22 protein-coding genes and 1 riboswitch are annotated in these 23,249 nt (G+C 67.8%); of the genes, 8 read left to right on the forward strand and 14 right to left on the reverse strand.

What is annotated here, in order from left to right; genetic code table 11:
* Positions 1-49: 49 nt before the first annotated feature.
* The 3 genes from V1Y59_RS14895 to V1Y59_RS14905 all read right to left on the reverse strand — a co-directional run bounded on the left by V1Y59_RS14895 (position 50) and on the right by V1Y59_RS14905 (position 3,063).
* Positions 50-1,744, reverse strand: coding sequence for an alpha/beta hydrolase (locus V1Y59_RS14895; RefSeq protein ID WP_330505747.1), 1,695 nt, complete (start codon positions 1,742-1,744; stop codon positions 50-52).
* 12 nt (positions 1,745-1,756) lie between these two features.
* On the reverse strand, positions 1,757-2,269 hold the full coding sequence (locus V1Y59_RS14900; RefSeq protein ID WP_330505748.1) for an LppA family lipoprotein: 513 nt from the start codon (positions 2,267-2,269) through the stop codon (positions 1,757-1,759).
* A gap of 197 nt (positions 2,270-2,466) precedes the next feature.
* Positions 2,467-3,063 (reverse strand): LppA family lipoprotein, encoded by a 597-nt coding sequence (locus V1Y59_RS14905; RefSeq protein ID WP_330505749.1) that lies wholly within the window; start codon positions 3,061-3,063, stop codon positions 2,467-2,469.
* Positions 3,064-3,150: 87 nt separating this feature from the next.
* Between V1Y59_RS14905 and V1Y59_RS14910 the strand changes: the two genes are divergently transcribed.
* Together V1Y59_RS14910 and V1Y59_RS14915 are read left to right on the forward strand one after the other, a co-directional pair.
* Complete coding sequence (locus tag V1Y59_RS14910; protein WP_330505750.1) at positions 3,151-3,483, forward strand: WXG100 family type VII secretion target; 333 nt, start codon at positions 3,151-3,153, stop codon at positions 3,481-3,483.
* Between the two features lie 36 nt (positions 3,484-3,519).
* Positions 3,520-3,810: a DUF1330 domain-containing protein gene (locus tag V1Y59_RS14915; protein ID WP_330433231.1), complete on the forward strand. Its 291-nt coding sequence runs from the start codon at positions 3,520-3,522 to the stop codon at positions 3,808-3,810.
* Positions 3,811-3,816: 6 nt separating this feature from the next.
* Here V1Y59_RS14915 and V1Y59_RS14920 read toward each other — a convergent pair whose 3' ends face one another.
* A complete protein-coding gene (locus V1Y59_RS14920) occupies positions 3,817-4,383 on the reverse strand; it encodes a TetR/AcrR family transcriptional regulator (protein ID WP_330505751.1) in 567 nt (188 codons plus the stop codon).
* Positions 4,384-4,500: 117 nt separating this feature from the next.
* On the opposite strand from V1Y59_RS14920, the gene V1Y59_RS14925 reads away from it, so the two are divergent.
* On the forward strand, positions 4,501-5,700 hold the full coding sequence (locus tag V1Y59_RS14925) for an oxygenase MpaB family protein (RefSeq protein ID WP_330505752.1): 1,200 nt from the start codon (positions 4,501-4,503) through the stop codon (positions 5,698-5,700).
* Between the two features lie 29 nt (positions 5,701-5,729).
* Here the strand turns inward: V1Y59_RS14925 and V1Y59_RS14930 are convergent, their stop codons facing one another.
* The 4 genes from V1Y59_RS14930 to thiO all read right to left on the reverse strand — a co-directional run bounded on the left by V1Y59_RS14930 (position 5,730) and on the right by thiO (position 8,393).
* On the reverse strand, positions 5,730-6,119 hold the full coding sequence (locus V1Y59_RS14930) for a hypothetical protein (protein WP_330505753.1): 390 nt from the start codon (positions 6,117-6,119) through the stop codon (positions 5,730-5,732).
* Positions 6,120-6,299: 180 nt separating this feature from the next.
* Positions 6,300-7,100 carry a thiazole synthase gene (locus V1Y59_RS14935; protein ID WP_330505754.1) on the reverse strand — a complete coding sequence of 267 codons (801 nt, stop codon included), beginning with the start codon at positions 7,098-7,100 and terminating at the stop codon, positions 6,300-6,302.
* 1 nt (position 7,101) lies between these two features.
* Positions 7,102-7,299, reverse strand: a complete 198-nt coding sequence (gene thiS / locus V1Y59_RS14940; RefSeq protein ID WP_330505886.1) for a sulfur carrier protein ThiS — start codon at positions 7,297-7,299, stop codon at positions 7,102-7,104.
* The gene (thiO, locus tag V1Y59_RS14945; RefSeq protein WP_330505755.1) at positions 7,299-8,393 is read right to left on the reverse strand and encodes a glycine oxidase ThiO; all 1,095 of its coding nucleotides are present in this window, start codon (positions 8,391-8,393) and stop codon (positions 7,299-7,301) included. Before thiO ends, thiS begins: the two co-directional genes overlap by 1 nt.
* Positions 8,387-8,501, reverse strand: a riboswitch (TPP riboswitch). It overlaps the preceding gene by 7 nt.
* 356 nt (positions 8,502-8,857) lie before the next feature.
* Between thiO and thiE the strand changes: the two genes are divergently transcribed.
* Together thiE and V1Y59_RS14955 are read left to right on the forward strand one after the other, a co-directional pair.
* Positions 8,858-9,535 (forward strand): thiamine phosphate synthase, encoded by a 678-nt coding sequence (thiE, locus tag V1Y59_RS14950; protein WP_431309184.1) that lies wholly within the window; start codon positions 8,858-8,860, stop codon positions 9,533-9,535.
* 200 nt (positions 9,536-9,735) lie between these two features.
* The gene (locus V1Y59_RS14955) at positions 9,736-10,266 is read left to right on the forward strand and encodes a hypothetical protein (protein ID WP_330505757.1); all 531 of its coding nucleotides are present in this window, start codon (positions 9,736-9,738) and stop codon (positions 10,264-10,266) included.
* On the opposite strand, the gene V1Y59_RS14960 is transcribed toward V1Y59_RS14955, so the two are convergent.
* Positions 10,241-10,723, reverse strand: a complete 483-nt coding sequence (locus V1Y59_RS14960) for an NUDIX hydrolase (protein ID WP_330505758.1) — start codon at positions 10,721-10,723, stop codon at positions 10,241-10,243. The two genes, V1Y59_RS14955 and V1Y59_RS14960, sit on opposite strands and share 26 nt — an antisense overlap.
* A gap of 356 nt (positions 10,724-11,079) precedes the next feature.
* Here V1Y59_RS14960 and V1Y59_RS14965 point away from each other — a divergent pair, with 356 nt between their 5' ends.
* From V1Y59_RS14965 to V1Y59_RS14975, 3 genes are read left to right on the forward strand one after another with little or no spacing between them, the layout of a single operon-like run.
* Positions 11,080-12,525: a hypothetical protein gene (locus V1Y59_RS14965; RefSeq protein WP_330505759.1), complete on the forward strand. Its 1,446-nt coding sequence runs from the start codon at positions 11,080-11,082 to the stop codon at positions 12,523-12,525.
* Positions 12,522-13,529 (forward strand): glutamate ABC transporter substrate-binding protein, encoded by a 1,008-nt coding sequence (locus V1Y59_RS14970; RefSeq protein ID WP_330505760.1) that lies wholly within the window; start codon positions 12,522-12,524, stop codon positions 13,527-13,529. Before V1Y59_RS14965 ends, V1Y59_RS14970 begins: the two co-directional genes overlap by 4 nt.
* Before the next feature lie 39 nt (positions 13,530-13,568).
* A complete protein-coding gene (locus V1Y59_RS14975; RefSeq protein WP_330505761.1) occupies positions 13,569-16,097 on the forward strand; it encodes a serine/threonine-protein kinase in 2,529 nt (842 codons plus the stop codon).
* 246 nt (positions 16,098-16,343) lie between these two features.
* Here V1Y59_RS14975 and V1Y59_RS14980 read toward each other — a convergent pair whose 3' ends face one another.
* The 5 genes from V1Y59_RS14980 to fgd all read right to left on the reverse strand — a co-directional run bounded on the left by V1Y59_RS14980 (position 16,344) and on the right by fgd (position 23,175).
* On the reverse strand, positions 16,344-17,546 hold the full coding sequence (locus tag V1Y59_RS14980; RefSeq protein WP_330505762.1) for an acetate kinase: 1,203 nt from the start codon (positions 17,544-17,546) through the stop codon (positions 16,344-16,346).
* Positions 17,543-19,663 carry a phosphate acetyltransferase gene (pta, locus tag V1Y59_RS14985; protein WP_330505763.1) on the reverse strand — a complete coding sequence of 707 codons (2,121 nt, stop codon included), beginning with the start codon at positions 19,661-19,663 and terminating at the stop codon, positions 17,543-17,545. Before pta ends, V1Y59_RS14980 begins: the two co-directional genes overlap by 4 nt.
* A 91-nt stretch (positions 19,664-19,754) precedes the next feature.
* Positions 19,755-21,368, reverse strand: coding sequence for an FAD-binding oxidoreductase (locus tag V1Y59_RS14990; RefSeq protein ID WP_330505764.1), 1,614 nt, complete (start codon positions 21,366-21,368; stop codon positions 19,755-19,757).
* A gap of 96 nt (positions 21,369-21,464) precedes the next feature.
* The gene (locus tag V1Y59_RS14995; protein WP_330505765.1) at positions 21,465-22,013 is read right to left on the reverse strand and encodes a TetR/AcrR family transcriptional regulator; all 549 of its coding nucleotides are present in this window, start codon (positions 22,011-22,013) and stop codon (positions 21,465-21,467) included.
* A 145-nt stretch (positions 22,014-22,158) separates the two neighbouring features.
* Positions 22,159-23,175, reverse strand: a complete 1,017-nt coding sequence (fgd, locus tag V1Y59_RS15000; RefSeq protein WP_330505766.1) for a glucose-6-phosphate dehydrogenase (coenzyme-F420) — start codon at positions 23,173-23,175, stop codon at positions 22,159-22,161.
* Positions 23,176-23,249 lie beyond the last annotated feature (74 nt).

Consider the following 23,249-nt stretch of genomic DNA (forward strand, 5'->3'; position numbering starts at 1 on the left):
ACGGAGAACGCCGACCGTCTGTGCGTGTCGGGTCATTCGGCGTGTCGGGTCATTCAGGTGGCAGCCCGGCGATGATGCGCGCCATCAGGTACCCGGACACCCTCAGTTCGCCGTTCGCGCCATTGCGTGGGTAGTCAGGGTGCTCGTAGGCACCCTCGCGGTCGACACCGTCCGGTGTCGTGCGGGCGTCGACGTCGAGTTGCACGAGGTCGGTTTCGTTGGGCGCCGGCCCGTTGGTACCGATCGGGCCCTTCGACTGGGTGTGCCGAATCCAGTCGTCGTCGCCCTGCATGACGTAGCCGTGGTCCTGCTCGAGGCCGAGTTCCGGCTCGTCATTCGCTTCGAAGCCGGGTGAACCGTAGAAAACCGCGTCGTCGACGGGATGGCCGCCAGGCTCCTGCAGCGCGAGGCCCTGGGTGACCGAACCGTAGGAATGGCCCAACGCGACGATGTGCGGGTCGTCCTTCGTGGACGTGGCCGCGAGTCCGCGGTAGAAGTCGGCGAGGTCGTCGGCGCCGTCGGAGGCACGGTCCTGCTGCGCCGCCTCGCCGAGGTACCAACCTGGCGGCCTGCTGCCGTCGGACACGGGCGGTTCGAATCCGAGCCAGGAGATGGTGGACACCGTCTGTCCACCGCGTCCCTCACGCTGGAGTTCGTCGAGCACCTCGTCGCGCATGTTCTCCGACTCACCCATCATCGAGTCGAAGCTGCCGTGGATGGTCGTGTCTACGCCGGGTGTGGTCACCGAGATGTGGTCGGCGTCATCGGGATTGCCGATCGCGATCGCCGCTTTCCCCTGTTCCCCCGACTGCATGTCCATCAGGACCAGCATCTTTCCGCCCAGATTGTCCGGGCTCCACGGGTCGGCGTCGATGATCTGCCGCAATTTCTCGACATCGGCGATCTTCTTCTCGACGTGCTCGAGTTCGGCGTCCTCGTTCGTGAAGGTCCCGTCGAACCAGTGGTCGTCGATCTGTCGCCGCAACCGGTCGCGGCGATCCTCGAGGCGCTTCTGTTCGCGGTCGAGCAACGACACATTCGCCGTGTGCCGCACCGGCATCGGTATGCCGTCCACATTGCCGAGCCAGTCCGGGTGATCGGTCAGGACCTGCTGTTGCTGCTCCGGGGTCAGCGCCTCCCAGTACGCGGTCACCTCCCGGGGCGGAGCATCCGCAGGGGGTTCGAGCGGAGTCAGACCACCCTGGTCGGCGCCCGCTCGAGTCGCTTCCTCCATGGTCGCCGCACCGCGGGCGGAGATCTCACCGGCCTGGATCTGCGTGAAGACCCGCTGGGCATCGGCATCGACGTCTGCCGCCTGCGCGATCAGCGCTTTCGCGGACGCCTCGAGAGTGAGACGTTTCGACTCGCGGGCAGCCTGCTCCTCTTCCGTCCCGTCCTTGGGCGCGGCCACGACGCTGCCGTCCGGGTTGATGGTCATCGATTCGGCGGCGGCATCGCTCCGCAAGGCGGCCAGACGGGCCTGGAGGTGTTTGACGGCGGCGCTGGTCTCGGTGGCGAGACGCTGCGCCGCACCGAGGACCGCAGCCTCGTCGCGGAGATCGTCTGCGGTCACGGTGTAGAGCGAGCGGGCACTGTCACCGCCCTCGGAGAACCACCCAGGTAGTTGCGCCGCCGTCCGCAGCGCACCTTCGACTTCTCCGACCGTGGTGACCCGCGATCCGAGGGTGTCGGCCATCGTGTCCAGGGCCGCGGTGTTCCATCTGTCGATCGCTGTGAGGTCCATCGACGAATCGGCTCAGGACTCGGGTGGGGCAGACGAATCGCCGTGCTCGGGCAGGCGGCACGGCGTACGGACCGACAGCACCGCTGCGACCTTGCTGCCGAGGTTGACCTTTGCACCCGCGGCGTTGGTGAACGCGACGCTGTGGTCCCCGGGCCGATCGCGATTCGTCGTCTCGACCGTGATGCCCTTCTCCGCCGCGGCAGCGCGGGCAACCTCCAGTGCTTGGCCCCAGGCGGCATCGGGGATCGGAGCGGCCGACGTCCATCGGCGGAGCTGGATCTGCCTTCCCGCGGTCGGCAACCAGTCGCCGGAACACGTGTTCAGGTTGTCCCCGTGCTGCGGGTCCGGCGTCCAGACGACAGTCGGTGCGATCCGCGTGATCTGCTCGGTGATCGAGTCACCCATCTGCCGGTATTCGTCGACGGTCGCCTCCAGCGAGGGCATTGCCCGGAGTTCGGCGTCGAGTTCATCGATACGCTCCTGCGGCACCTCGGTGTCACCGCCCGAGAACGTCGCCTCGTTCACCGCGTCACACCCCCCGACCGCGATACACACCGCCAACAGCACACAGACAATCCGGCTCCCCCGACGCCTCATCACCACCCCCACGGGTCCTTTCCCAGCACTCGAATCGCTACAGTGAAGCAAACTCTGACGTTGCCGGACAACCTCCGATCGAACGAAAGAAGAGCCTGATGAGTGGCGGTGGTGATGTCGCCCGATCACGGGTTCACGGCGCTTGGTGAGCCTGCGTCGGCCGGTAGGCGGCACGGCGTACGGATCGAGAGCACCGCCGCTGTTTCACTACCCAGTGACACCTTGGCCCCCGCCGAATTCGTGAACGCGACGTCGTGATCGGCCGGGCGGTCCCTGTTCGTCGACTGGAAGGTGATGTCCTTCGCGGCGGCGGCGGTGCGTGCGACTTCCAGTGCCTGCGGCCAGTCGCTGTCGGGGATGGGGCTGTCGGAAATCCAGAGCTGCAGCATGACTCGACGACCATCAGTCGCCAACCATTCACCCCCGCAGGAAGTCTCGTCATCTCCCGCCGTCGGATGCGGCCGCCAGACAACGGTCGGCGTGATCCCACTGATCTCGCGGGCGATGGCATCTCCCATGCGACGGTAGTCGTCGACCGTGGCCTCCAACGACGGCAACAATCGCAGTTGTGCGTTCAGCTCATCGACCCGTTCCTGCGGAACCGCGGAGTCCTCGCCCGAGAAAGTCGCCTCGTTCACCGGACCACAACCTCCCACCGCAACGCCGAGCGCGACCATCACACCGGCCATCACGGCCCCCCGACTGCGCATATCCACCCCCATGTGCCGCATGATGCCGCGACCGCGCCGAAGTATAGTCGGGCACATTCGGCCAGTTCACCGAGCATTCGTCCGGATGAGGGGGATCTGATGAGCAGCGATGGACTCGAAGTCGACCCCGCCGTGCTGTGGGCGGCGTCGCGTTCGGTCATGCAGACCGCAGACAGTTCCACACCCCAGCTGCGATCACAGGACTCGGTTGTTCGCGACTGTGGTGCAGGTTGGGCGACGCACGCGCGAGTTGGCTTCGCGGACTTCGCCACCCGACTCGAAGACAACACCGCGGTCCTCGAACGCGCACTGATCGGCCTCGCATCGACCACCGCTGCCGCGGCCGCGCGTTACGAGCGGTCCGACGCAGACAACGCCGCCGGCCTCACGCCTGAGGCCGGAAGTACGGACGAGACGCATCTACGGCTCTGACCTCCGCGGACCGCGTGCCGGCGATAGCGTGGACACGTGCCGGTCACCTTCGCCGTCCTCTTGTGGTCCGTCGCGGGCCGGGAACAGCAACTCCACGCCTACGAGGACGATGTGTTGCGGCTCGTCGGTGAGCACGGCGGGCGGGTGATCGCGCGGGCACGCCGCGTCGAGTCGGACTCGTCGCACCCCGTGGAGACCCAGATCATCGAGTTCGCCGACACCGCCGGATTCGACTCCTACATGGTGGATCCGCGACGGACATCGATGTCGGAACGTCGCGATGCGTGCGTGGAACGCACCGAGGTGTGGCCGATCGAGATGATCTGACCGGTCTCACGTCGCGTCCGCCGGAACCAACGCGGCGAGCAGCATGCGGGCCGCGGTGGCGATCAGCGCGTCACGGTCCGAGTTCGCCGGCCGCAACAGCGCGATCCGCAGACACAGGTTCGCGGTGGCACCCATGGTGATGAAGACGAGGTCGTCGAGTTCGGCCGGGTTGAGGTCGGGCCGCAGGCGCGCGGGCAGGATGCGCGCCAAGGGGACGAGCGGTCCCTCGACCTCCGCCCACGCCTCTCCGAACTCGGTCTCCGACGTCGAGTACGACACGCGAAGCACCGGATCGTGCTTCTCGAAAGACGTGGTCAGCGCCTCCACGACGGTCACCATCGCCGTCATCGGCTCGGCATCCATCGCGCGTCCCACGCCCGTGGCCAATGCGGTCGTGATGTCGCGGATCGCCGCAGCCCTCAGCTCCTCGACGACCGCGTCGATGTCGGCGAAGTATCGGTAGACGGTCCCGATGCTGACGTGAGTGTCGTCGGCGAGTTCCTGGGTCGTCGGGCGCCTACCGGGTCGACGTGCGAGCAGGTCAACGGCGCTCGACAGGAGGCGTTTGCGCATCTCAACGCTGCGCTCCTGCTGTGGACGGGCCCGTTGGGCAGGTCGCGAACCGCGCCCAGATGTTCCGGCCATGAAAGTGAATAGTAAGTGAGGATTCCTCGTGTTTCACTGGTTCGCATGAAGCCGATGCCGAAGGACCTGTGCAACGCCGACCTCGCGGTCGCGCGCTACGGGCCGGTGGGCGAGCGCTGGCTCTCGGAAATGTGGCGGGGTGACGAGCTCGCCGACGCCGTCGTGAACGACACATTTCCGGGATCGTCGTCGACCGACGCGGTCCGCGTCGCGTTGGAACACGGCATCGGCGCCGTCGACCACGCACCCGAGTCGTTGCGCGAGCTGTTCGCCTTCCTCGACGACGAGCCGGAGTGGGTCGATCACGCACGGCTTGACCGCGCCGCCGACGCGCTGATCCGGCACACCGCGGCACTGGGCGTGGTGCTCGCCGCCGCGTCGCTGCTGCGCGGTGCGGGCAACAGCATCGCCGGCAAACCGCTGGTGCAGACGGGCCGCTACGCGTCGATGCCGGCGGTCCGGTCGGTCGAGGTCGGTGAGTGGCTGCGCCACGTCATCACCCCGGGCGGGATGCGGCGCGACGGTGCCGGATTCGCCTACACCGTCCGCGTTCGGATGATCCACGCGCATGTGCGTCGCGGCCTGTACCGGGCCGGGATCTGGGACGAAGCGGCGTGGGGCGTGCCGATCCCGCAGCCGTACATGGCATTCACCATGGCAGAGTTCGGCCACATCGCCCTCGATGCGATGCGCAGCCTCGGGGTGCGGCTGAGCAACGACGACCTCGACGCGATCTATCACCTGTGGCGCTACGTCGGGCACGTGATCGGTATGTGTGAGTTGAATCCGACCGATGCGGCCGATCACATCCGCATCGAGGAGTTGTATCGGCTGACCTCGCCGGGACCCGATGACCACGACCGCGAGTTCGTGGTCGCACTGACCGACGACTACCTGATTCCCGAGTTGGCCAACACCTTTCCCGGCCCGGACGCAGCACGCCGAAAGGTGGCGACCACCCTGGTGCACGGGCTGCAAAGGGTGTTCCTCGGCGACACCGATGCGGAGGCACTGCACATTCCGGACACCCGGCTCAAGTACGTCATCCGGGCCGCCGGCCCGGCCCTGGCGGGTCTCGGACACCTCCGGATGGTGGTCGGCGGTGGACCACAACGGATCTCCCGTCGCGGGTACCGGGTGCGCGACGCGGAGATGGCGCGGATGCGGGCGGCTTACGACGTCACGCACCAGCTCGTCGACGACGCGCCGGCAGCCCCTGTGTCCCGACCGGCCCGGGTGTCCTGACCGGTCTGGCCTCGGACAGGACCCGCTGATCAGCCGAGTTTTCTGATGATCTGCGGTCCGGCGCTTGCGAACATGGCCGTACCGCCTGCGAGCAGCATTCCGATCGTTGCGGCTCGCCTTGGGAGTCCACGCCGAGCCGCCGCAGCCACCACCCCCGCGTCGAGAATGTCCATCACGATCCCAGCTCTCAGCGTCGCCCGCCGAACCGTGCTGTCGGGGTGCAGCGCTGCGGCACCCAGGAGAATGTCGCGGATCCCGAAGGCCTTTATCCAAATCCCCTGGTCTGGGCCCGGGTACTCGATCGCGAGGAGCGTCTGGTGGACAGTGCGCGGAGCAAGCGCGGTCGTGGCACCCCAGACGATTCGCCCGATACCAATGGTGGCCAGAACGCGCCTCTCGGCCAACTCAGCAGTCGTCATTGCAGGTCAAATCCCCCAGGTTGCTGCCCATTGTGTCGACACCCTACTGCACCGCACCGTAGTCCTGTTCGATGAAGTCCTGTTCGATGAAGTCCTGTTCGATGAACGCCGACAGGACACCCAACCGAGACCGCCCAATCACGAACCTGTGCTGGTTGATCCGAGGAGGCCCGACCTTTCCTAGGCCCGAGCAGGCGAGGATGCCCGCGCCCAGAAGCGCTTCGGGATGCGGCCCGCGCCGGCCGCGTACCGGCCGCCGATCACCGCATGCCGCATCGCTGCGGCCATCCGTTCCGGGTCGTCGGCGCGGGTGACCGCCGAGGCGAGAAGTACTGCATCACAACCGAGTTCCATCGCAAGGGCCGCGTCGCTCGCGGTGCCGATCCCGGCGTCGAGGATCACCGGCACCGCGCTGTCGGCGACGATCATCTCGATGTTGTGCGGGTTCGCGATTCCGAGTCCGGTGCCGATGGGCGAGCCCAGCGGCATCACCGCCGCGACGCCGAGGTCCTGTAGCCGAGCGGCGAGCACCGGGTCGTCGTTGGTGTAGGCCAGGACGGCGAAACCGTCGTCGACCAGGGCGCGCGCGGCATCGAGCAGTTCGATCGGGTCCGGCAGCAAGGTCCGTTCGTCGGAGACCACTTCGAGCTTGACCCAATGGGTTTCGACGGCCTCCCGCGCCAGTTGAGCGGTCAGCACCGCTTCGGCGGTGGTGTGGCATCCGGCGGTGTTCGGCAGGATCACGATGCCCAGGCGACGCAGCAACTCGATCATCCCGGTCCGCGAATCGGGGCTGACCCGCCGGAGTGCGACGGTCGTCAGCTCGGTTCCGGACGCGATCAGGGCACGCTCCAACACGGCGAGATTCGCCGCACCTCCGGTGCCCATGATCAGCCGGGAGGTGAACTCGCGCTCGGCGATCCGCAGTGGGGTGTCGCGTTCGGTCATCGTCATGTTCTCGGTCGTGCTGTCCGTCGTCATGTCATCCTCCCTGGACCGCGGTGACGATCTCGATCCCGGCGCCGTCGTGCAGCGATCGGTCCCACCGGCCTCGGGGCACCACCTCGCCGTCGACGGCGATCGCGATCCCACGCTGCGGCAACCCCATCGCCTCCACCAGATCCCCCACGGAGGCGTCGGTACTCATCTCCCGGGCCTCCCCGTTGACGGTGATCGTCATCATCGAACTCCTCCATCATTCGCGGCGCCGGCGACGCTCTCGGCACGGTCGTTGCCCAATAGCGTCGTCACCACGTCAGCGGTGTACGGCGCCAACAGGATTCCGTTGCGTCCGTGGCCGGTGGCGACGACGACCCGCTCGTCGACTCGGCGGACGACGGGCAGACCGTCGGGGGAACAGGGCCGCAGTCCGGCGCCGGCCTCGATCAGTTCGTAAGTCCGAAGGCCCGGCATCAGCTCCACAGCATCGGACAGCAGGTCCGTCACGCCCCCGACATCCGGGGCGACCGCGGTCTCGTCGAAGGGTTCGTACTGGGTCGCGCCAACGACGACACCATCGTGGCGTGGCACCAGGTACACCGACCGGCCGTGCATGCGAGCCCGCACCACATGCGTCGGCGACGGCACCGACCAGCGGGTGCGGCGTAGCCGCAACACTTCGCCCTTGGCGGCGTACAACCCGAGATCTGCGGCGAGCGCCCGGCTGCCCAGTCCCGCGGCGACGACGATCTCGTCGGCGTCGAGGGCCGACAGATCGGTGACCTCGTCGTCGACGATGTCCCCTCCGCTGTCGGTGATCGCCGTCCGCAGGCGACCGAGCAGCCGACGATTGTCGACGGCGCCTTCGCCGGTGGCGAGAAAGCCGCTGTGCAGTCGCGAGCTCAGTCCCGACTCGAGCTGTCGGATCTCACTCGGGCCGACGGGCCGCAGATCGTCGTGCGCCCGAGGCTGTCGCGCCCAGACGAAGTCGGCGAGGGTCCTGAGGTGCTCGGCGTCGGCGGACGCGGCGGCGACGAAGAGTGAGTCGGTGGCCGCGAGGATCTGCGGGTCGTCCAGCCGCGCCAGCAAGGCCGGCCAACGGCGGACCGACTCCACCGACAACTCCAGCAAAGCGTCCTCGCCGGGGTGCCCCTCTCCCAACGAGCCCAACATCCCCGCCGCCACCCAGGCCGCCCGACGATCGGTCCCGGCGTCGTGGACGCGGACCCGCCAACCGGCATCGATCGCGGCCAATGCGCAGGTCAGGCCGATGACGCCGCCGCCGACGACGGCGAGTTCACGGGTTGTTCGATGGTGTGTGTCGGCATGCGCCACGCAGATCATCCTTCCTTCGCCGGCATTACCCGGATCAGGTCAAACGGTCAGCGGAGGGTCGTTCCGCACTCTCAGCCCGGCGTACCCCGGACTCCCGTGTCGTACTCCTCCAGAGTAGCGGTGACCAGAATCTGCATCGTGAGGGCCGTCCGAGGGGCTATTCCCCTCGGAGCGGCCTGAGGACGCAGATTTTCGTCATGTCCGTGCCGCACGGCCGGACGAGGGAGGCCTTCGTGACGCACGCTCCTTCGTTGCGGGCTCCTCAGGCAGCGGTGGTGACGCACGCTCCTTCGTCGCGGGCTCCTCAGGCAGCGGTGGTGACGCACGCTCCTTCGTCGCGGGCTCCTCAGGCAGCGGTGGTGACGCACGCTCCTTCGTCGCGGGCTCCTCAGGCAACGGTGGTGACGCACGCTCCTTCGTCGCGGGCTCCTCAGGCAGCAGTGGGGTGACGCACTAGCGTGACCATCGTGACCGACATCCGAACCACGAGGATCGCGCGCCTCACCGACTCCCGTCTGTACCTGTGCACCGACGCCCGCCGTGAGCGCGGCGACCTGGTCGACTTCGTGTCCGCCGCGGTGGCCGGTGGGGTCGACATCGTCCAGCTGCGCGACAAGGGCTCACCGGGGGAAGCGGCGTTCGGTGCGCTCGAGGCGCGAGAGGAACTCGAGATCCTGGGGCGGATACGTGAGGTGGTCGACCGCCGTGGCGCGCTGCTCGCCGTCAACGATCGTGCCGACATCGCCTCGCTGGCCGGGGCAGATGTCCTGCACGTCGGCCAGGGCGATCTGCCCGCCGACATGGCCCGGCGGGTGGCCGGAGACGGGATCGCCATCGGCATCTCGACGCACGACACCGACCAGATGCGGCACGCTGTCGACGACGACGATGTCGACTACTTCTGCGTGGGACCGTGCTGGCCGACCCCGACGAAGCCGGGCCGGTCGGCACCCGGCCTCGACCTGGTCGCGGCGGCTGCGGCGACCGGGACCGACAAACCCTGGTTCGCCATCGGAGGCATCGACGCCGATCGCCTCGACGCGGTCACCTCCGCCGGTGCGCGACGAGCCGTGGTGGTCCGCGCCATCACCGCGGCCGAGGACGCCACAACAGCGGCGGCGGAACTCCGCGGCCGCTTCTGAGCTCCCACGCGTCGCCCGTTCGGCCGATAAGTCGGTTGCTACCCGGAACGGGCGAGGTCTATGGTTGGCGCCATCATGATGTGCAAGCAGAGCGCGCTCGTAACCCGCCGCAGCGGGGTCTGATTCGACCGACCCCCCGCTGCGGGGTCGCCTGCGTTGCCTGCCCGTCGGTCTCCATCTCCGATGAGAATTCAGATCCGATGCACACCATTCAGCGTTATCCCAGTCATGGTCATCCCAGTCATGGTCATCCCAGTCCCGGCACATACGAGCCGTCGCGATGCGACCCGTTCCACGACCGATTCGGCCGCCCACTGCCCCGCGGTCTACGTGAGCAGGCGACCGGCCTGAACTGGCAGGACTTCCTCGAGGAGTTCGCGCCGCGCGGAGCCATCCGGCTCGGCACGTGGACCTCGACCCGCGACCATCAGGACTCGGTCACCTGCCGGGCCACCATCGCCCTCGCCGACCGGATCATCTCCCTGCAGGCCACCGCGGCCGGCCCGATCGGGGCGCTGACCTCGATGCTGTATGACCTCGGCGCGCCGGTGCAGATCGTCGGCCTGCATCAGTACGTCGTCGACGACATGGTCATGACGTTCCTGCTGTGCGAGCACGATGACCGCCAGTGCTGGGCCTACGGAACCGGGCCGACCGCCGACGACGCGAACGTGAACGCCCTGATCGCCGGCGCCAATCGGCTGCTCAGCTCTGCGGGTCGAGCGCGCTGATCCGCTCCTGCAGACGGGGCCAGGCCTTCTCGAATCCGGGGTGCAGCGGCAGGTTCGACACGTCGCCCTCCGGCACCCAACGCAGTTCGGCGGACTCGAAGTTGGCGATCGTGTGCACGGGCTCGTCCACCTCGGCGATCACGGTCGTATAGGTCCAGCCGCTCGGCGCCTGGTGGGTCACCAGCGCGGCGACCACGCGCAGTTCGCTGTCACCGATCCCGGCCTCTTCGTCGGCCTCCCTGATCGCGGTGTCGATCGCGCTCTCGTGGGAGTCGCGGGCGCCGCCCGGCAGCCCCCAGGTGCCGCCTTGATGGGACCACACGGCCCGGTGTTGGAGCAGGATCGCGATGGATCCGTCGGGCATCGGTGCCCGCAGCAACAGGCCTGCCGCCCCGTTACGGCCCCAGTAGCGTGAACCGTCCGGATCGACCACCCAACCGTCGCCGTCTCCGCGCACCCTGCCTCCTGAATTCGTGACGCACCCCGACATGAGTCCGAGGCCGGACGACACCCACCGTATGTGAGTCATTCGACAGTGACCAGTGCGCGAACCCGGAATTCACCGTGTGCGTCGATCGGGGTGACCCGATTCGGCGAGTCGCGGGACACGCCCCTCCCACCGAGCCGTGCACGCAGGTGAGAGCTAGGGTTGAGGCAGATGATCGGACCGCCGCACCCGTGTCCGGCGGTGGGCGAAACATCTGCACTGCCCGCGGCGACAGACAAGGTGGAGAACCGTGAACTCGACGCCGGCGCGACCGGCACGAACGGAAAGTGACGCCGGCATCATGGAGAGTTCGGAAGGCAGCTGACGTGACCGGCGACGTCTCGCCCATGCGGACCGCGCTCACCCGCGCCGGTCGGACGATCCGACCCGGTCCCACAGCTCCCCCGATCCGGCAGGTCCTGTCCGATCGTCGCGATCTGGTGTCGTCGGCTCGGCAGCGCGCGCAGTCGCCGTTGACGACGCTGCGCCACTACGCGGTCACCAGCCCGGGCAAGCTGATCCTGATCCTGGTGATCCTCGCCGTCGCCTGCCTCGCGACCGGGTTCTACGCCTCCACGACGCTGGAAAACCGGACGCAGACGTTGCGGTTGATGATCGACCGGACCGAACCGCTCGCCGAGGCATCGCAAGTTCTCTACAGTTCGCTGTCGATCGCCGACGCCTCGGCGAACTCAGCGTTCATCTCCGGCGGTCTGGAATCGCCGGAGTTGCGGACCCGGTACTCCGACGCGCTGGCGACGGCGTCGTCGTCGCTCGTCATCGCGGCGGGCTCGGCCGAGGACGTCGGTGATGCGCCCGCCAGTACCGCGGACCGCGAGATCGACGCCGATCTCAACACGCTCGCCATCAGCATCCCCGTCTACAGCGGACTCGTCGAGGTCGCCCGGACCAACAACCGACTCGGCAATCCGGTCGGTTCGGCGTACCTCGGCGAGGCGTCGTCGCTCATGCAGGAGCGGATCCTGCCGGCGGCCCAGCGGCTGTATCAACGCCGCTCGATGGCGATCGCCGACCCACAGAGCGCCCTGACGAAGCCCCCGTGGGGGGTGTACGCCGCGCTCATCGCACTGATCATCGGCCTCGTGATGACCACCCGCTATCTCGCCAAACGCACCCGGCGACGCTTCAACATCGGTGTACTCGCGGCGCTGATCGCGGTGGTCGTCGGCACCGTCTGGTTGCTGACGTCGGGACTGATGTCGGTCGCGGCCACCAACAATGCGCGCATCGACGGCTCGGCCCCGCTGCGGGAACTCACGTCGGCGCGCATCCTGACGCAGCAGGCGCGGTCGGCGGAGACGCTGTCCCTGGTGCGGCGCGGCGATCAGGACGATCTCGACCGCACTTTCGCCGACACGACCGCGGCGATCGAACGTCTCCTCGATCGGGTCGACGGCAACCGTGGCGACTCCAGCGCCGTCACCGACGCGCAGCTCTACAACGCCAACTACGTACTCGACCGGTGGCGCGAGCTCGACGCGCAGGTCCGTCAGGAGATGGCAAACGGCAACTTCGCCCAAGCCCGGATGATGACCGTCGGTGACGGACGCCTCACCACCGCGCAGGCCTACCGCGACCTCGACCGGGCCCTCGTCGACTCCATCACCACCACCCGGCTCGAGTTCCGCGACGACATCAACACCGCGCAACGCGTCCTGGGATTCACCGGCACGGGCATCCTCATGCTCACCCTCTTCGCCGCCGCCGCGGTGGTGCTCGGGCTGATCCCGCGTATCCGGGAGTACCGATGACCGCACGGCGCGCTTCGGGCATCTCGATCAGACGGCTGCTGACGGCCGCCATCGTGCTCCTGGCGATCTGCGCATCGACGACAGCCTGTTTCCGCTTCCCCGCGCCGGATTCGCCCCCGCCCGTCGCGTTCGGCGTCAACCCGACGCCGCCCGGCGCCGAGAGCCAGGTCGCCCGCGAGCCCGTCCCGAACTCGCAGAACTGTGACGCGACGGTGAGCCTGCGACCGGGGCCGCTGCCACCGCCGAATCGGATGCCGCGGGGCAGCACGATGGCGGAGATCCAGGAACGCGGGCGCCTCATCGTCGGACTCGACATCGGCAGCAATCTGTTCAGCTTCCGCGATCCGATCAGCGGCGACATCCAGGGATTCGACGTCGACATCGCCCGGGCGGTGGCGCGCGCGATCTTCGGCAACCCGGCCACCATCGAGTTCCGGGTCCTCAGCTCGGCCGACCGCACCCAGGCCCTCGTCGACGGCAGCGTGGACATCGTCGTGAAGACCATGAGCATCACCTGCGACCGGCTTCAGGAGGTGTCCTTCTCGACACCGTATTACGTTGCATATCAACGTATTCTGTCGACACGAAACTCCGGGGTGAACGGTCCCGCCGGGCTGGCGAACAAGCGGGTGTGCGCCGCACGCGGAACCACCTCGATCGGGCGCCTCCAGGCCATCGCGCCCCGTGCCAGAATGGTCACGACGACCACCTGGGCGGATTGCCTGGTTCTGATGCAGCAGGGACAGGCAGACGCCGTGAGCACCGACGACGCCATCCTCGCCGGTCTCGCCGAACAGGACCCGTGGGTGCAGCTGGTCGGACCGAGTCTGGGCGCGGAGTTCTACGGCGTGGGCATCCCCAAGGGTCGCGACGACATGGTGCGCTTCGTCAACGGGGTTCTGGACCGACTCCGGCTGACCGGAGAATGGCAGGAGATGTACAACCGGTGGCTGTCCATCCTGGGGCCCGCCTCCGGACCTCCACAACCCGTGTACCGAGACTGATAGGGGAGAAACCGATCGAGTGACGACGGCCGAGACGATATGAGCGAGCACGAACAGCCCACTGACGCACCGGAGTCCGCACCGGACACCGGCGGTGTCGACGTGGGTACGCAGGCCGCCTCGGCAGACGACCCGGACGTGGGCACGCAGGCCGTGTCCGCAGACGAACTCGACGTCGGGACCCAGGCCGCGTCGGCCGACGACCTCGACATCGGCACGCAGAAGGCGGATCTGGCCGACCTCGACGTCGGCACGCAGTACACGCCGGGCCCTGCGGCGGACGACGACGCGTACGAGGGTGACGAACCCACCGATCGCGTCGCGAACCGTGCCGGGTCGACGATCCCGACCGATGTGATCTCCGCACTCGGCTCCGGACGCCGCCTTGTTCCCCGCAACCGATCGATGGTGCACGATCGCCGGCTGGGCAGCGGACTCGTCGAGCTGCCGAAGATCATCGACATCGAACCGGCGGATGCGGTCCTGAGCGAACCGGTCATCGCCGAGGGCAAGCGCAGCTGTTGGAAGTGCGGAAAAGCGGTGGGGCGCAGCTCCGGACCCGGTGAGGGCGATCTCACCGGCGAGTGTCCGCACTGTGGGGCGCACTACTCCTTCGTCCCCGGACTCGCGCAGGGCACGGTGGTCGCCGACCAGTACGAGATCACCGGCGCCATCGCCCACGGCGGGCTGGGGTGGATCTATCTCGCGATCGACCGCAACGTGTCCGATCGGCCGGTCGTCCTCAAGGGCCTGCTGAACTCCTCGGACTCCGAGGCCCAGGCCGTCGCGGTCGCCGAGCGGCAGTTCCTGGCGTCGGTGAATCATCCCGGCATCGTCAAGATCTACAACTTCGTCGAGCACGCCAACGAGTACGACGACCGTTTCGGTTACATCGTGATGGAGTACATCGGCGGCCAGACCCTCAAGCAGATCACCTCGGAAGACGAGGGCGGCACCGGTCTGCTGCCGGTCGAGCACGCCATGGCCTACATGCTCGAGGTGCTCCCGGCGGTCGGCTACCTGCACTCCGTCGGCCTGGTCTACAACGACGTCAAACCCGAGAACATCATGGTGGGTAGTGACGAGGTGAAGTTGATCGATCTCGGTGCGGTGTCGGCGATCAACGGGTACGGCCACCTGTACGGCACGCCCGGGTTCCAGGCGCCGGAGATCGTCAAGACGGGGCCGCAGGTGGTCACCGACATCTACAGCATCGGCCGGACCCTCGCCGCACTGACGGTGGACATGCCGAAGCGCAACGGCCGGTATCTCGACGGACTGCCGAGTCCCGAGGACACCCCGGTCTTCCGCGACAATCCGTCGTATTATCTTCTGCTGCAACGTGCTACCGCCCAGGACCCGGCCGATCGATTCGCCACCACCGACGAGATGACCACGCAGGTCCTCAATGTGCTGCGCGAGATCGTCGCGGTGCACACGGGAGTGCCGCGCCCCTCGCTGTCGACGGTGTTCACCCCGCAGCGGTCGACGTTCGGGACCGACCTGTTGCTGGCACCGGTCGACGGCTTCTTCGATCCCGAGCAGGCGGCGTTCTACGACCCGGTCGACATCGCCCGCGCCCTCCCACTGCCGCTGGTGAATCCGGCCGATCCCGCCGCGGGCATGCTGACCTCTGCCGCGTTCTCCGACCCACGGCAAACCCTCGACTCCATTCATGCCGCGCGGGCCGACGGCTTCTCCTCGCTGTTGGGGAGGGCCAGCAAACGCAAGCACCCGTCGCTGGAGATCGACCTGGCCGAGGTGCGCGCCCACCTCGAGCTCGACGACGTGGACACCGCGCTGGCACTGCTGCGTGACGTCTCCGCCCATCACGGCGACTCGTGGCGGGTGCAGTGGTATCTGGCGATCTGCGCGCTGATGAACGACGAACCGGAACTGGCATACGAACGATTCAGCGATGTGCTGCAGGCCATGCCCGGTGAGGTCGCGCCGAAGCTGGCCGTGGCCGGTACCGCCGAGCTCATCGGCCGCTGGCTGTCGGATGAGTCGCCGCCCTCGGAGCGCCACGACTCGCGCATCGCGGAGCTGTTCGACGTTGCAGCCCACCATTATCACGATCTGTGGCTGACCGATCACGGGATCGTCACCGCCGCATTCGGATTGGCCCGGCTGTCGGTGGCCGCCGGCGACGTGACGGCGGCGATCGACCCGCTCGACGAGGTACCGCCGACCAGCCGGCACTTCAACACCGCACGCGCCACCGCGGTCCTCGCCCTCGTCCACGGGCGCCCGATCGCCGACGTCACCCGCGATCAGGTCGTCGAGGCGGCGCGGCGGGTCGGCATGATGCCCGAAGGTGAGCCGCGCAAACAGCGGCTGCTGCTCATCGTCTTGGGCACCGCGCTCGGGTGGGTGCACGAGAACCCGGACACCGATCCGTCGCTGCAGCCGACGACGCTTCTCGGCTACCCGTTCACCGAGCAGGGGCTGCGCGCCGGCACCGAACGCTGCCTACGCGCCCTCGCCCGACAGACCCGGTCCAATCGTGATCACCGCTTCATGCTCGTCGACCTCGCGAATTACGTTCGACCCGATACGATCTTCTGACTGCGCCTCGGCCGGACCTGAGGAACGAGGCGCCAGCCGAGTGTCACGACCCTTCGAGACGCTCGCAAGCTCGCTCCTCAGGGAACGAAAAACGAACGCTCGCAAGCAAGCCACCCGCCCCCTGAGGAACGAGGCGCCAGCCGAGTGTCACGAAGGGCCCCTTCGAGACGCTCGCAAGCTCGCTCCTCAGGGAACGAAAAACGAACGCTCGCAAGCTCGCTCCTCAGGGACCGGGAATAGCGCGCCTCAGGGGGCGATTGCGGCGGCCTGCCGTGCGATGGCGAGTTCCTCGTTGGTCGGCACCACCAGCACCGCGACGTCGGTGTCGTCGGCGGAGATTCGGCGGGGTTCTTTGCTGCGCAAAGCATTTCGCTCCGAATCCACGGCGATGCCGTAGCGCTCCAGGCCCGCGAGCGCGTCGGCGCGGACGCTGGTCGCGTTCTCCCCGACCCCGGCGGTGAACGTGATCGCATCCACCCGCCCCAGCGCGATCATGTACGCCCCGATGTAGTGGCGCAGCCGGTGGATGTAGACGTCGTAGGCGCCCCGTGCGGCGTCGTCCCCGTCGTCCATCTTCTGTGTGATCGTGCGGAAATCGTTCTCGCCGCACAGGCCTTTGAGGCCGGACTGCTTGTTGAGCAGGGTGTCGATCTGGTCGACCCGCAGCTTCGCGACCCGATTGAGGTGGAGGACGAGGCCGGGGTCGACGTCGCCGCTGCGTGTGCCCATCACCAGCCCCTCGAGCGGGGTCATACCCATCGACGTGTCGATCGGCCGGCCACCGGCGATCGCAGACGCGGACGCACCGTTGCCGAGATGCAGGACGATCTGGTTGATCTCCTCGGCGGGCCGGCCGAGGAACTCGGCGACCTTACCCGAGACGTACTCGTGACTGGTGCCGTGGAATCCGTAGCGCCGGATCGCATGCATACTCGCGACCCCACGGTCGATGGCATAGGTCGCGGCCGCGTCGGGAAGCCCGTGGAAGAACGCGGTGTCGAACACGGCGACCGACGGCACGTCCGGCAGCAGTGACCGGGCCGCCTCGATGCCGATCAGGTTGGCCGGGTTGTGCAGCGGGGCAAGGCTGGAGATCCGTTTGATCTCGGAGATCACCTCCTGGTCGATCACGGTCGGCCGATAGAACGTCCGTCCGCCGTGCACCACCCGGTGCCCTACCGCGCGGAGATCGGCGCTGCGCAGGTCGGTGCCGTGGTCGGCGAAGAACCGCATCGCGCGTTCGATGGCCGCATGATGGTCGGGCAGTTCCACGTCGTCGGTCTCGGACTCACCGTCCTGCTCGTGTGTGATGGACGAGCCGTGGTCGCCGATCCGCTCGGCGATCCCGTCGGCCAGCACTTCGTGCGTGTCCGGATGCAGCAGCTGATATTTCAGCGACGACGACCCCGCGTTGAGGACCAGGACCGCCCCGGCGGTGCCCCCGCTCATGCGTCGGCCTTCGCTGCCGTCTTGTTCGTCGCCGCCGCCTCGGCCTGGGCCTGGATGGCGGTGATGGCGACGGTGTTCACGATGTCGGAGACGAGCGCACCACGGGACAGATCGTTGATCGGCTTGTTCAGCCCCTGCAACACCGGGCCGATGGCCACCGCATTGGCGCTGCGCTGCACCGCCTTGTACGTGTTGTTGCCGGTGTTCAGGTCGGGGAAGACGAGAACCGTGGCCTGTCCCGCCACCGGCGAATCCGGCATCTTGGTGGCCGCCACGCTGGGTTCGACGGCGGCGTCGTACTGGATCGGACCTTCCACCAGGAGTTCGGGCTCGCGTTCGCGAACGAGATCCGTTGCCACTCTGACTTTGTCGACGTCGGCGCCCGATCCCGACTGACCGGTCGAGTACGACAGCATCGCGACCCGTGGATCGATGCCGAACTGCGATGCCGTCTGCGCCGACGATATCGCGATGTCGGCGAGTTGCTCGTCGGACGGATCGGGGACGACGGCGCAGTCGCCGTAGGCCAGCACCTTGTCGGCGAGGCACATGAAGAAAACGCTCGACACCGTGCTGACGCCGGGCTTGGTCTTGATGATCTCGAACGCCGGGCGGATCGTGTGGGCGGTGGTGTGCACCGCACCGGACACCATGCCGTCGGCAATTCCGGTGTGCACCATCATGGTTCCGAAGTACGACACGTCGTGCATCAGCTCGGCGGCACGTTCGATGTCCATTCCGCGATGCTTGCGGAGCTCGGTGTATTGCGCGGCGAAGTCGTCGAGCAGTTCCGACGACGCCGGGTCGATGACGTCGACGCCATCGAGATCGACGCCGAGTTCCTGTGCGCGCGTGTAGATCTTGTCCTGCGGACCCAGCAGCGTGAGGCGCGCGACGCCCCGACGGAGGAGTTGGCCTGCCGCGCGGAGGATGCGATCCTCGTCGCCCTCGGGGAGCACCACGTGCTGGGGCTCCGACCGCGCCCGCGCGATCAGCCCGTACTCGAACATCTGCGGGGTGACCACCGACGGGGCACGAACATCGAGCACCTTGAGGACGGCCTCCGGATCGATGTGGCGCTCCATCAGCCCGAGTGCCGCGTCGATCTTTCGGACGGAGTCACGACCCAACCGGCCACGGGTGTGTGCGGCCGTGCGGGCCGTCTCGTAGGTTCCCTGGCCGCAGGAGATGATCGGCAAGGTGGGCTTGAGACCCTTCACGAGCGCCTCGATCATCGGGTGCGGCCGCAGACCACCGTTGAGGATGATCCCGGACAGGCGCGGAAACCCGTGTGCGGTATTGGCATTGACGAGCGCGAGGAGAACGTCGGAGCGGTCGGCGGGCGTGATGACGACGGTTCCGTCGGTGAGTCGCTCCAGGATGTGCTCGACGGTCATGCCGCCGGCCATCACGTTGAGGGCCTCCCGGTCGAGCAGGACCTCGTCGCCGCTGTACATGTTCGCGCCGAGCGCATCCTTGAGTTCGGCCATGGTGGGCGCGAACAGCACCGGCTCCTCCGGCAGGCACCAGGTGGGCACCCCGGATTTCTCGACCTCCTGTCGGGTGACCGTGAGAAGTTCGGGCGCACAACGGTTGACGATGATCGCCGCGGTGGTGGCGTGAGCGGCCGCGATCTCGGTCAGCAGCAACTCGGCGATACCGGCCATGTCGACCGCACTGCGCTCGGACGCCTTGATCGCCAGGATGATCGGCGCAGACAGGTTCGCCGCGATGCGGGCGTTGTAACTGAGTTCGGATGGGTTCCCGACGTCGGTGTAGTCGGAGCCGACGATCAGGACGGTGTCGCAGCGTGCCTCGACGGCATGAAATCGTGCGACGATGTCGCCGATGGCCGCCTCCGGATCGGCGTGGACCTGGTCGTAGGTGACGCCGATGCGGTCCTCGTAGGGCAGATCGATGGAGTCGCGGTCCATGAGGAGATCGAGGATGTAGTCGCGTTCACCGGACGTGGCCCGCGAGATGGGCCGGAAGACGCCGACACGGCCACCCCGAGCGGACAGCAACGCCAGCAGCCCGAGCGCGATGGTCGACTTGCCGGTGTCCCCCTCGGCGGAGGCCAGGTAGATGCTGCGCGACGTGACGGTGTCTGCACCCATGGGGTTCAGCCTATCGGCGATCGGGCGGCGACAGCGCGCTGATTCACGCCCCGTTCACCGTCCCGGTGGGCTCGCAGCGTCGTCATCGACCTCAGATCAGGACGCCCGGGTTGCACACACCTTCCGGATCGAGGGTGTGTTTGACCGCACGCAAGGCGTCGAGCGCGAGGTTCCCGATCTCGTCGTGGTACCCGTCGCGGTGGTCGCGGCCGACCCCGTGGTGATGGGTGATGCTCGCTCCCGCCTGCCGGATCGCGGTGTTGGCGGCGGATTTTGCGGCCGACCACTGCGCGATCGGGTCGTCGGCCTGTGGGCACACGACGGTGAAGTAGAGGGACGCGCCCGAGGCGTACACGTGACTGATGTGGCACATCACCAGCGGCGGGGTGCCCTGGTCGGTGAGGGCGTCGGTCAGGGCTGCGGTGACCGCGGCCTTCACGTCATTCAGCCGCGACCAGAAGGTCACGGTCTCGAGCGTCTCGACCAGCACGCCGGCGTCGAGTAGCGGATCGCGCAGGTAGGGTGCCCGGAACCGGCCCGTCCGCCACGCCTCCCCCGGCTCCGTCCCGGCGGAGACGCCGCCGGCGGCACGCAGCGCGTCGGTGACGGCGGCACGTCGTCGTTGCACCTCGTCGTCGCGGCCTTCGTAGCCGACGACGACCAGACATCCGCCGGCGTCGACGCCGAGTTCACCCGGGTCGGCGAGGTTGATCGAGGTCTCCACCTCGTCGGACAGACGGAGCACCGTGGGCATCGGTCCGTCCTGGGCCAGTGCGCGCAGGGCTGCCGCGCCGGAGTCGAAGTCGTCGAACCGCCAGCCCTCGAAGATGCGGTGCGTCGGGGCGGGCCGGACGCGGACGGTCACCTCGGTGATGATCCCGAACACCCCCTCGGAGCCGAGAAGCAGCTGACGAAGGTCCGGCCCGGCCGCCGACCGGGGGGCGGTGCCGACCTCCACGGTGCCGCGCGGCGTGGCGAGGACGATGTGTTCGACCATTTCGTCGAACCGTCCGTATCCCGCCGACGACTGTCCGGCCGAGCGCGTCGCCGCGTAGCCGCCGATGCCCGCTCCCTCATAGGACTGCGGAAAGTGTCCGAGGGTGTACCCCTTGGCGCGCAACAGTTCTTCGGCGCGCACCCCGCGCAGTCCGGCCTGCAGGGTCGCGGTCCGGGAGATCTCGTCGACGGCGACCAGCCGGTCGAGGCGGCCCATGTCCACCGACACCACGCCGGAGAAGCCGTCGCGCTGCGGAGCCAGGCCGCCGACCACCGATGTGCCCCCGGTGAACGGAACCACCGCCACGCGGTGCTCGGCGCAGATCGTGAGTATCCCCAGCACGTCGTCGTGGGAGCCGGGGGTGACGACGAGATCGGGCGCATCCGATCCGTCGCCATGCCGCAGGGCCAGGATGTCGGGAGTCGAGTAGCCGCGGGTGTGGTCGATGCGTTCGCGGCGGTCGTCGGTGACATGACCGGAACCGAGCAGGTCGGTCAGTGCGGCGCGCGCCGCGTCGGGCACCGCCGGCGCGGGGAGTGCGACGTCGTCCGGGTCGACGACGTCGGTGGCGCCGACGCCCGCGCCCACCAGCGCCGCAGCTGCGGCCGGCAGTTCCGCGGGGGCGCCGGGGTCGCCCCATCGTGGCCGTCGCATTCGGACGACGGGCAATGCGGTCTCGTCGTCGTGATCGGTCGTCTCGTCGGCCATCGACCCCACCTCCTCGTGAGCGTTACACATTCAGCGTAACTGTCACGTCGGTGCGCTCACGCGCGCCGGTGGGCGAGTTACCTCACGGCAGCGAAATCACTTCACGATGGCGCGGACCACCAGATCGGCGATGTCGTCGTCGGACAGGGCACTGTCCGGGATCAGCATCAGCGAGTAGATGGTGCGTACCAGGAACTCGGCGGCTCCCCGGGGGTCGGGGTTCAGCTGCTCGGCGATGTCGGGCTCGAGGTCGGGCAACGTCTGGTCGACGATCTGGTGGATCAACGTCGGCCCCGACGCACCCTTGGTGGCGACCAACGCCCGCACGACCTCTTCGGGTTCGTTGCGCAGGATGTACTGCAGCGCTTCGTGTTCGCGAATGTACGGCAGCACATTGAGCACTTGGACACGCACCTTGGCGGCGGCGTCGGACTCGTTCTCGGCCCATTCGCGGAGCTTGGCCCGCAAGGTCACCACCTCGCGTTCGACGATGGCCGCGATGAGCGCGTCCTTACCGCCGAACATCCGATAGGCGGTGGCCCGTGCGACGCCGGCCTGGCGTGCGACCGACGTCAGGCTGAGGCCCTTGGCGCCGAACCGCGACACCAACGCCACCCCGACGTCCACCATGCGATCGCGCTCCATGGGAACAAAGTATCGGACGCACACCATCGACCGGACCGGTCGCCGGGCCGGTCGTGGTGACCGTACGGATCACCGCTGCGCGGGCCGAACCGGATTATCCAGTCGATGACCGCGAGCGGTGATGCTCGCGGTCATCGACTGAGTACTACACCGACAGCTTGCGCAGGCGCGGCGCGAGGTCCTTCTCGAAGTTGTCCAGGAAGCGGCGCTGGTCGTGGCCGGGTGCATGGAACACCAGGTGGTTGAGCCCGGCATCGGTGTAGAACTTCACCTTCTCGACCGCCTCGTCGGGATCGGAGGCGACGATCCACCGCTTGGCCACCTGCTCGATCGGCAACTCGTCGGCGAGACGTTCCATCTCGGTCGAGCTGTTCACGCTGTGCTTCTGCTCGGCGGTCAGCGACAGCGGGGCCCAGAATCGGGTGTTCTCGAGCGCCAGATCCGGATCCGGGTCGTAGGAGATCTTGATCTCGATCATCCGGTCGATGGTCTCGAAGTCACGCTCGGCCTTCTCCGCACCTTCTTTGACGGCCGGGATCAGCTTCTCCTGATAGAGCTCGGCGCCCTTGCCCGAGGTGCAGATGAACCCGTCCCCGGCGCGCCCCGCATACCGCGCGACCACCGGGCCACCTGCGGCGACATAGACCGGGATGGGCTGCTCGGGGACGTCGTACATGTAGGCGCCCTGGGTCTTGTAGTACTCGCCGTCGAAGTTCACTTCCTCGCCGGTCCACAGCTCACGCATCAACCGGATCGATTCACGCAACCGGGCGAAGCGTTCCTTGAACTCCGGCCACTCCCCTTGGAAGCCGGTCGCGTACTCGTTGAGCGCCTCGCCGGTGCCCACACCGAGCATGATCCGGCCCGGATACATACAGCCCATGGACGCGAACGCCTGCGCGATCACGGCGGGGTTGTAGCGGAAGGTCGGCGTCATCACCGAGGTGCCGATCATCACGCGCTCGGTGCGTTCGCCCACCGCGGCCATCCATGCCAGTGAGAACGGCGCATGTCCGCCGTTGTGACGCCACGGCTGGAAGTGGTCGCTGACCGTCACCGAGTCCAGACCGTGCTCTTCAGCCGCCACGGCGATCTCCACCAGCTCGCGCGGATCGAACTGCTCCGCCGACGCCTTGAGTCCGAGTTTGAGTTCTGCTGCCACGCTGCTACCTCGTTCCTTGTCGGCCGCGGCCGGACGAACACTCTGACTCCAACGTACTCAGCCGGTCGTCGGCG

The sequence above is a fragment of the Gordonia prachuapensis genome (assembly GCF_036350515.1).
Taxonomy (GTDB): Bacteria; Actinomycetota; Actinomycetes; order Mycobacteriales; family Mycobacteriaceae; genus Gordonia; species Gordonia prachuapensis.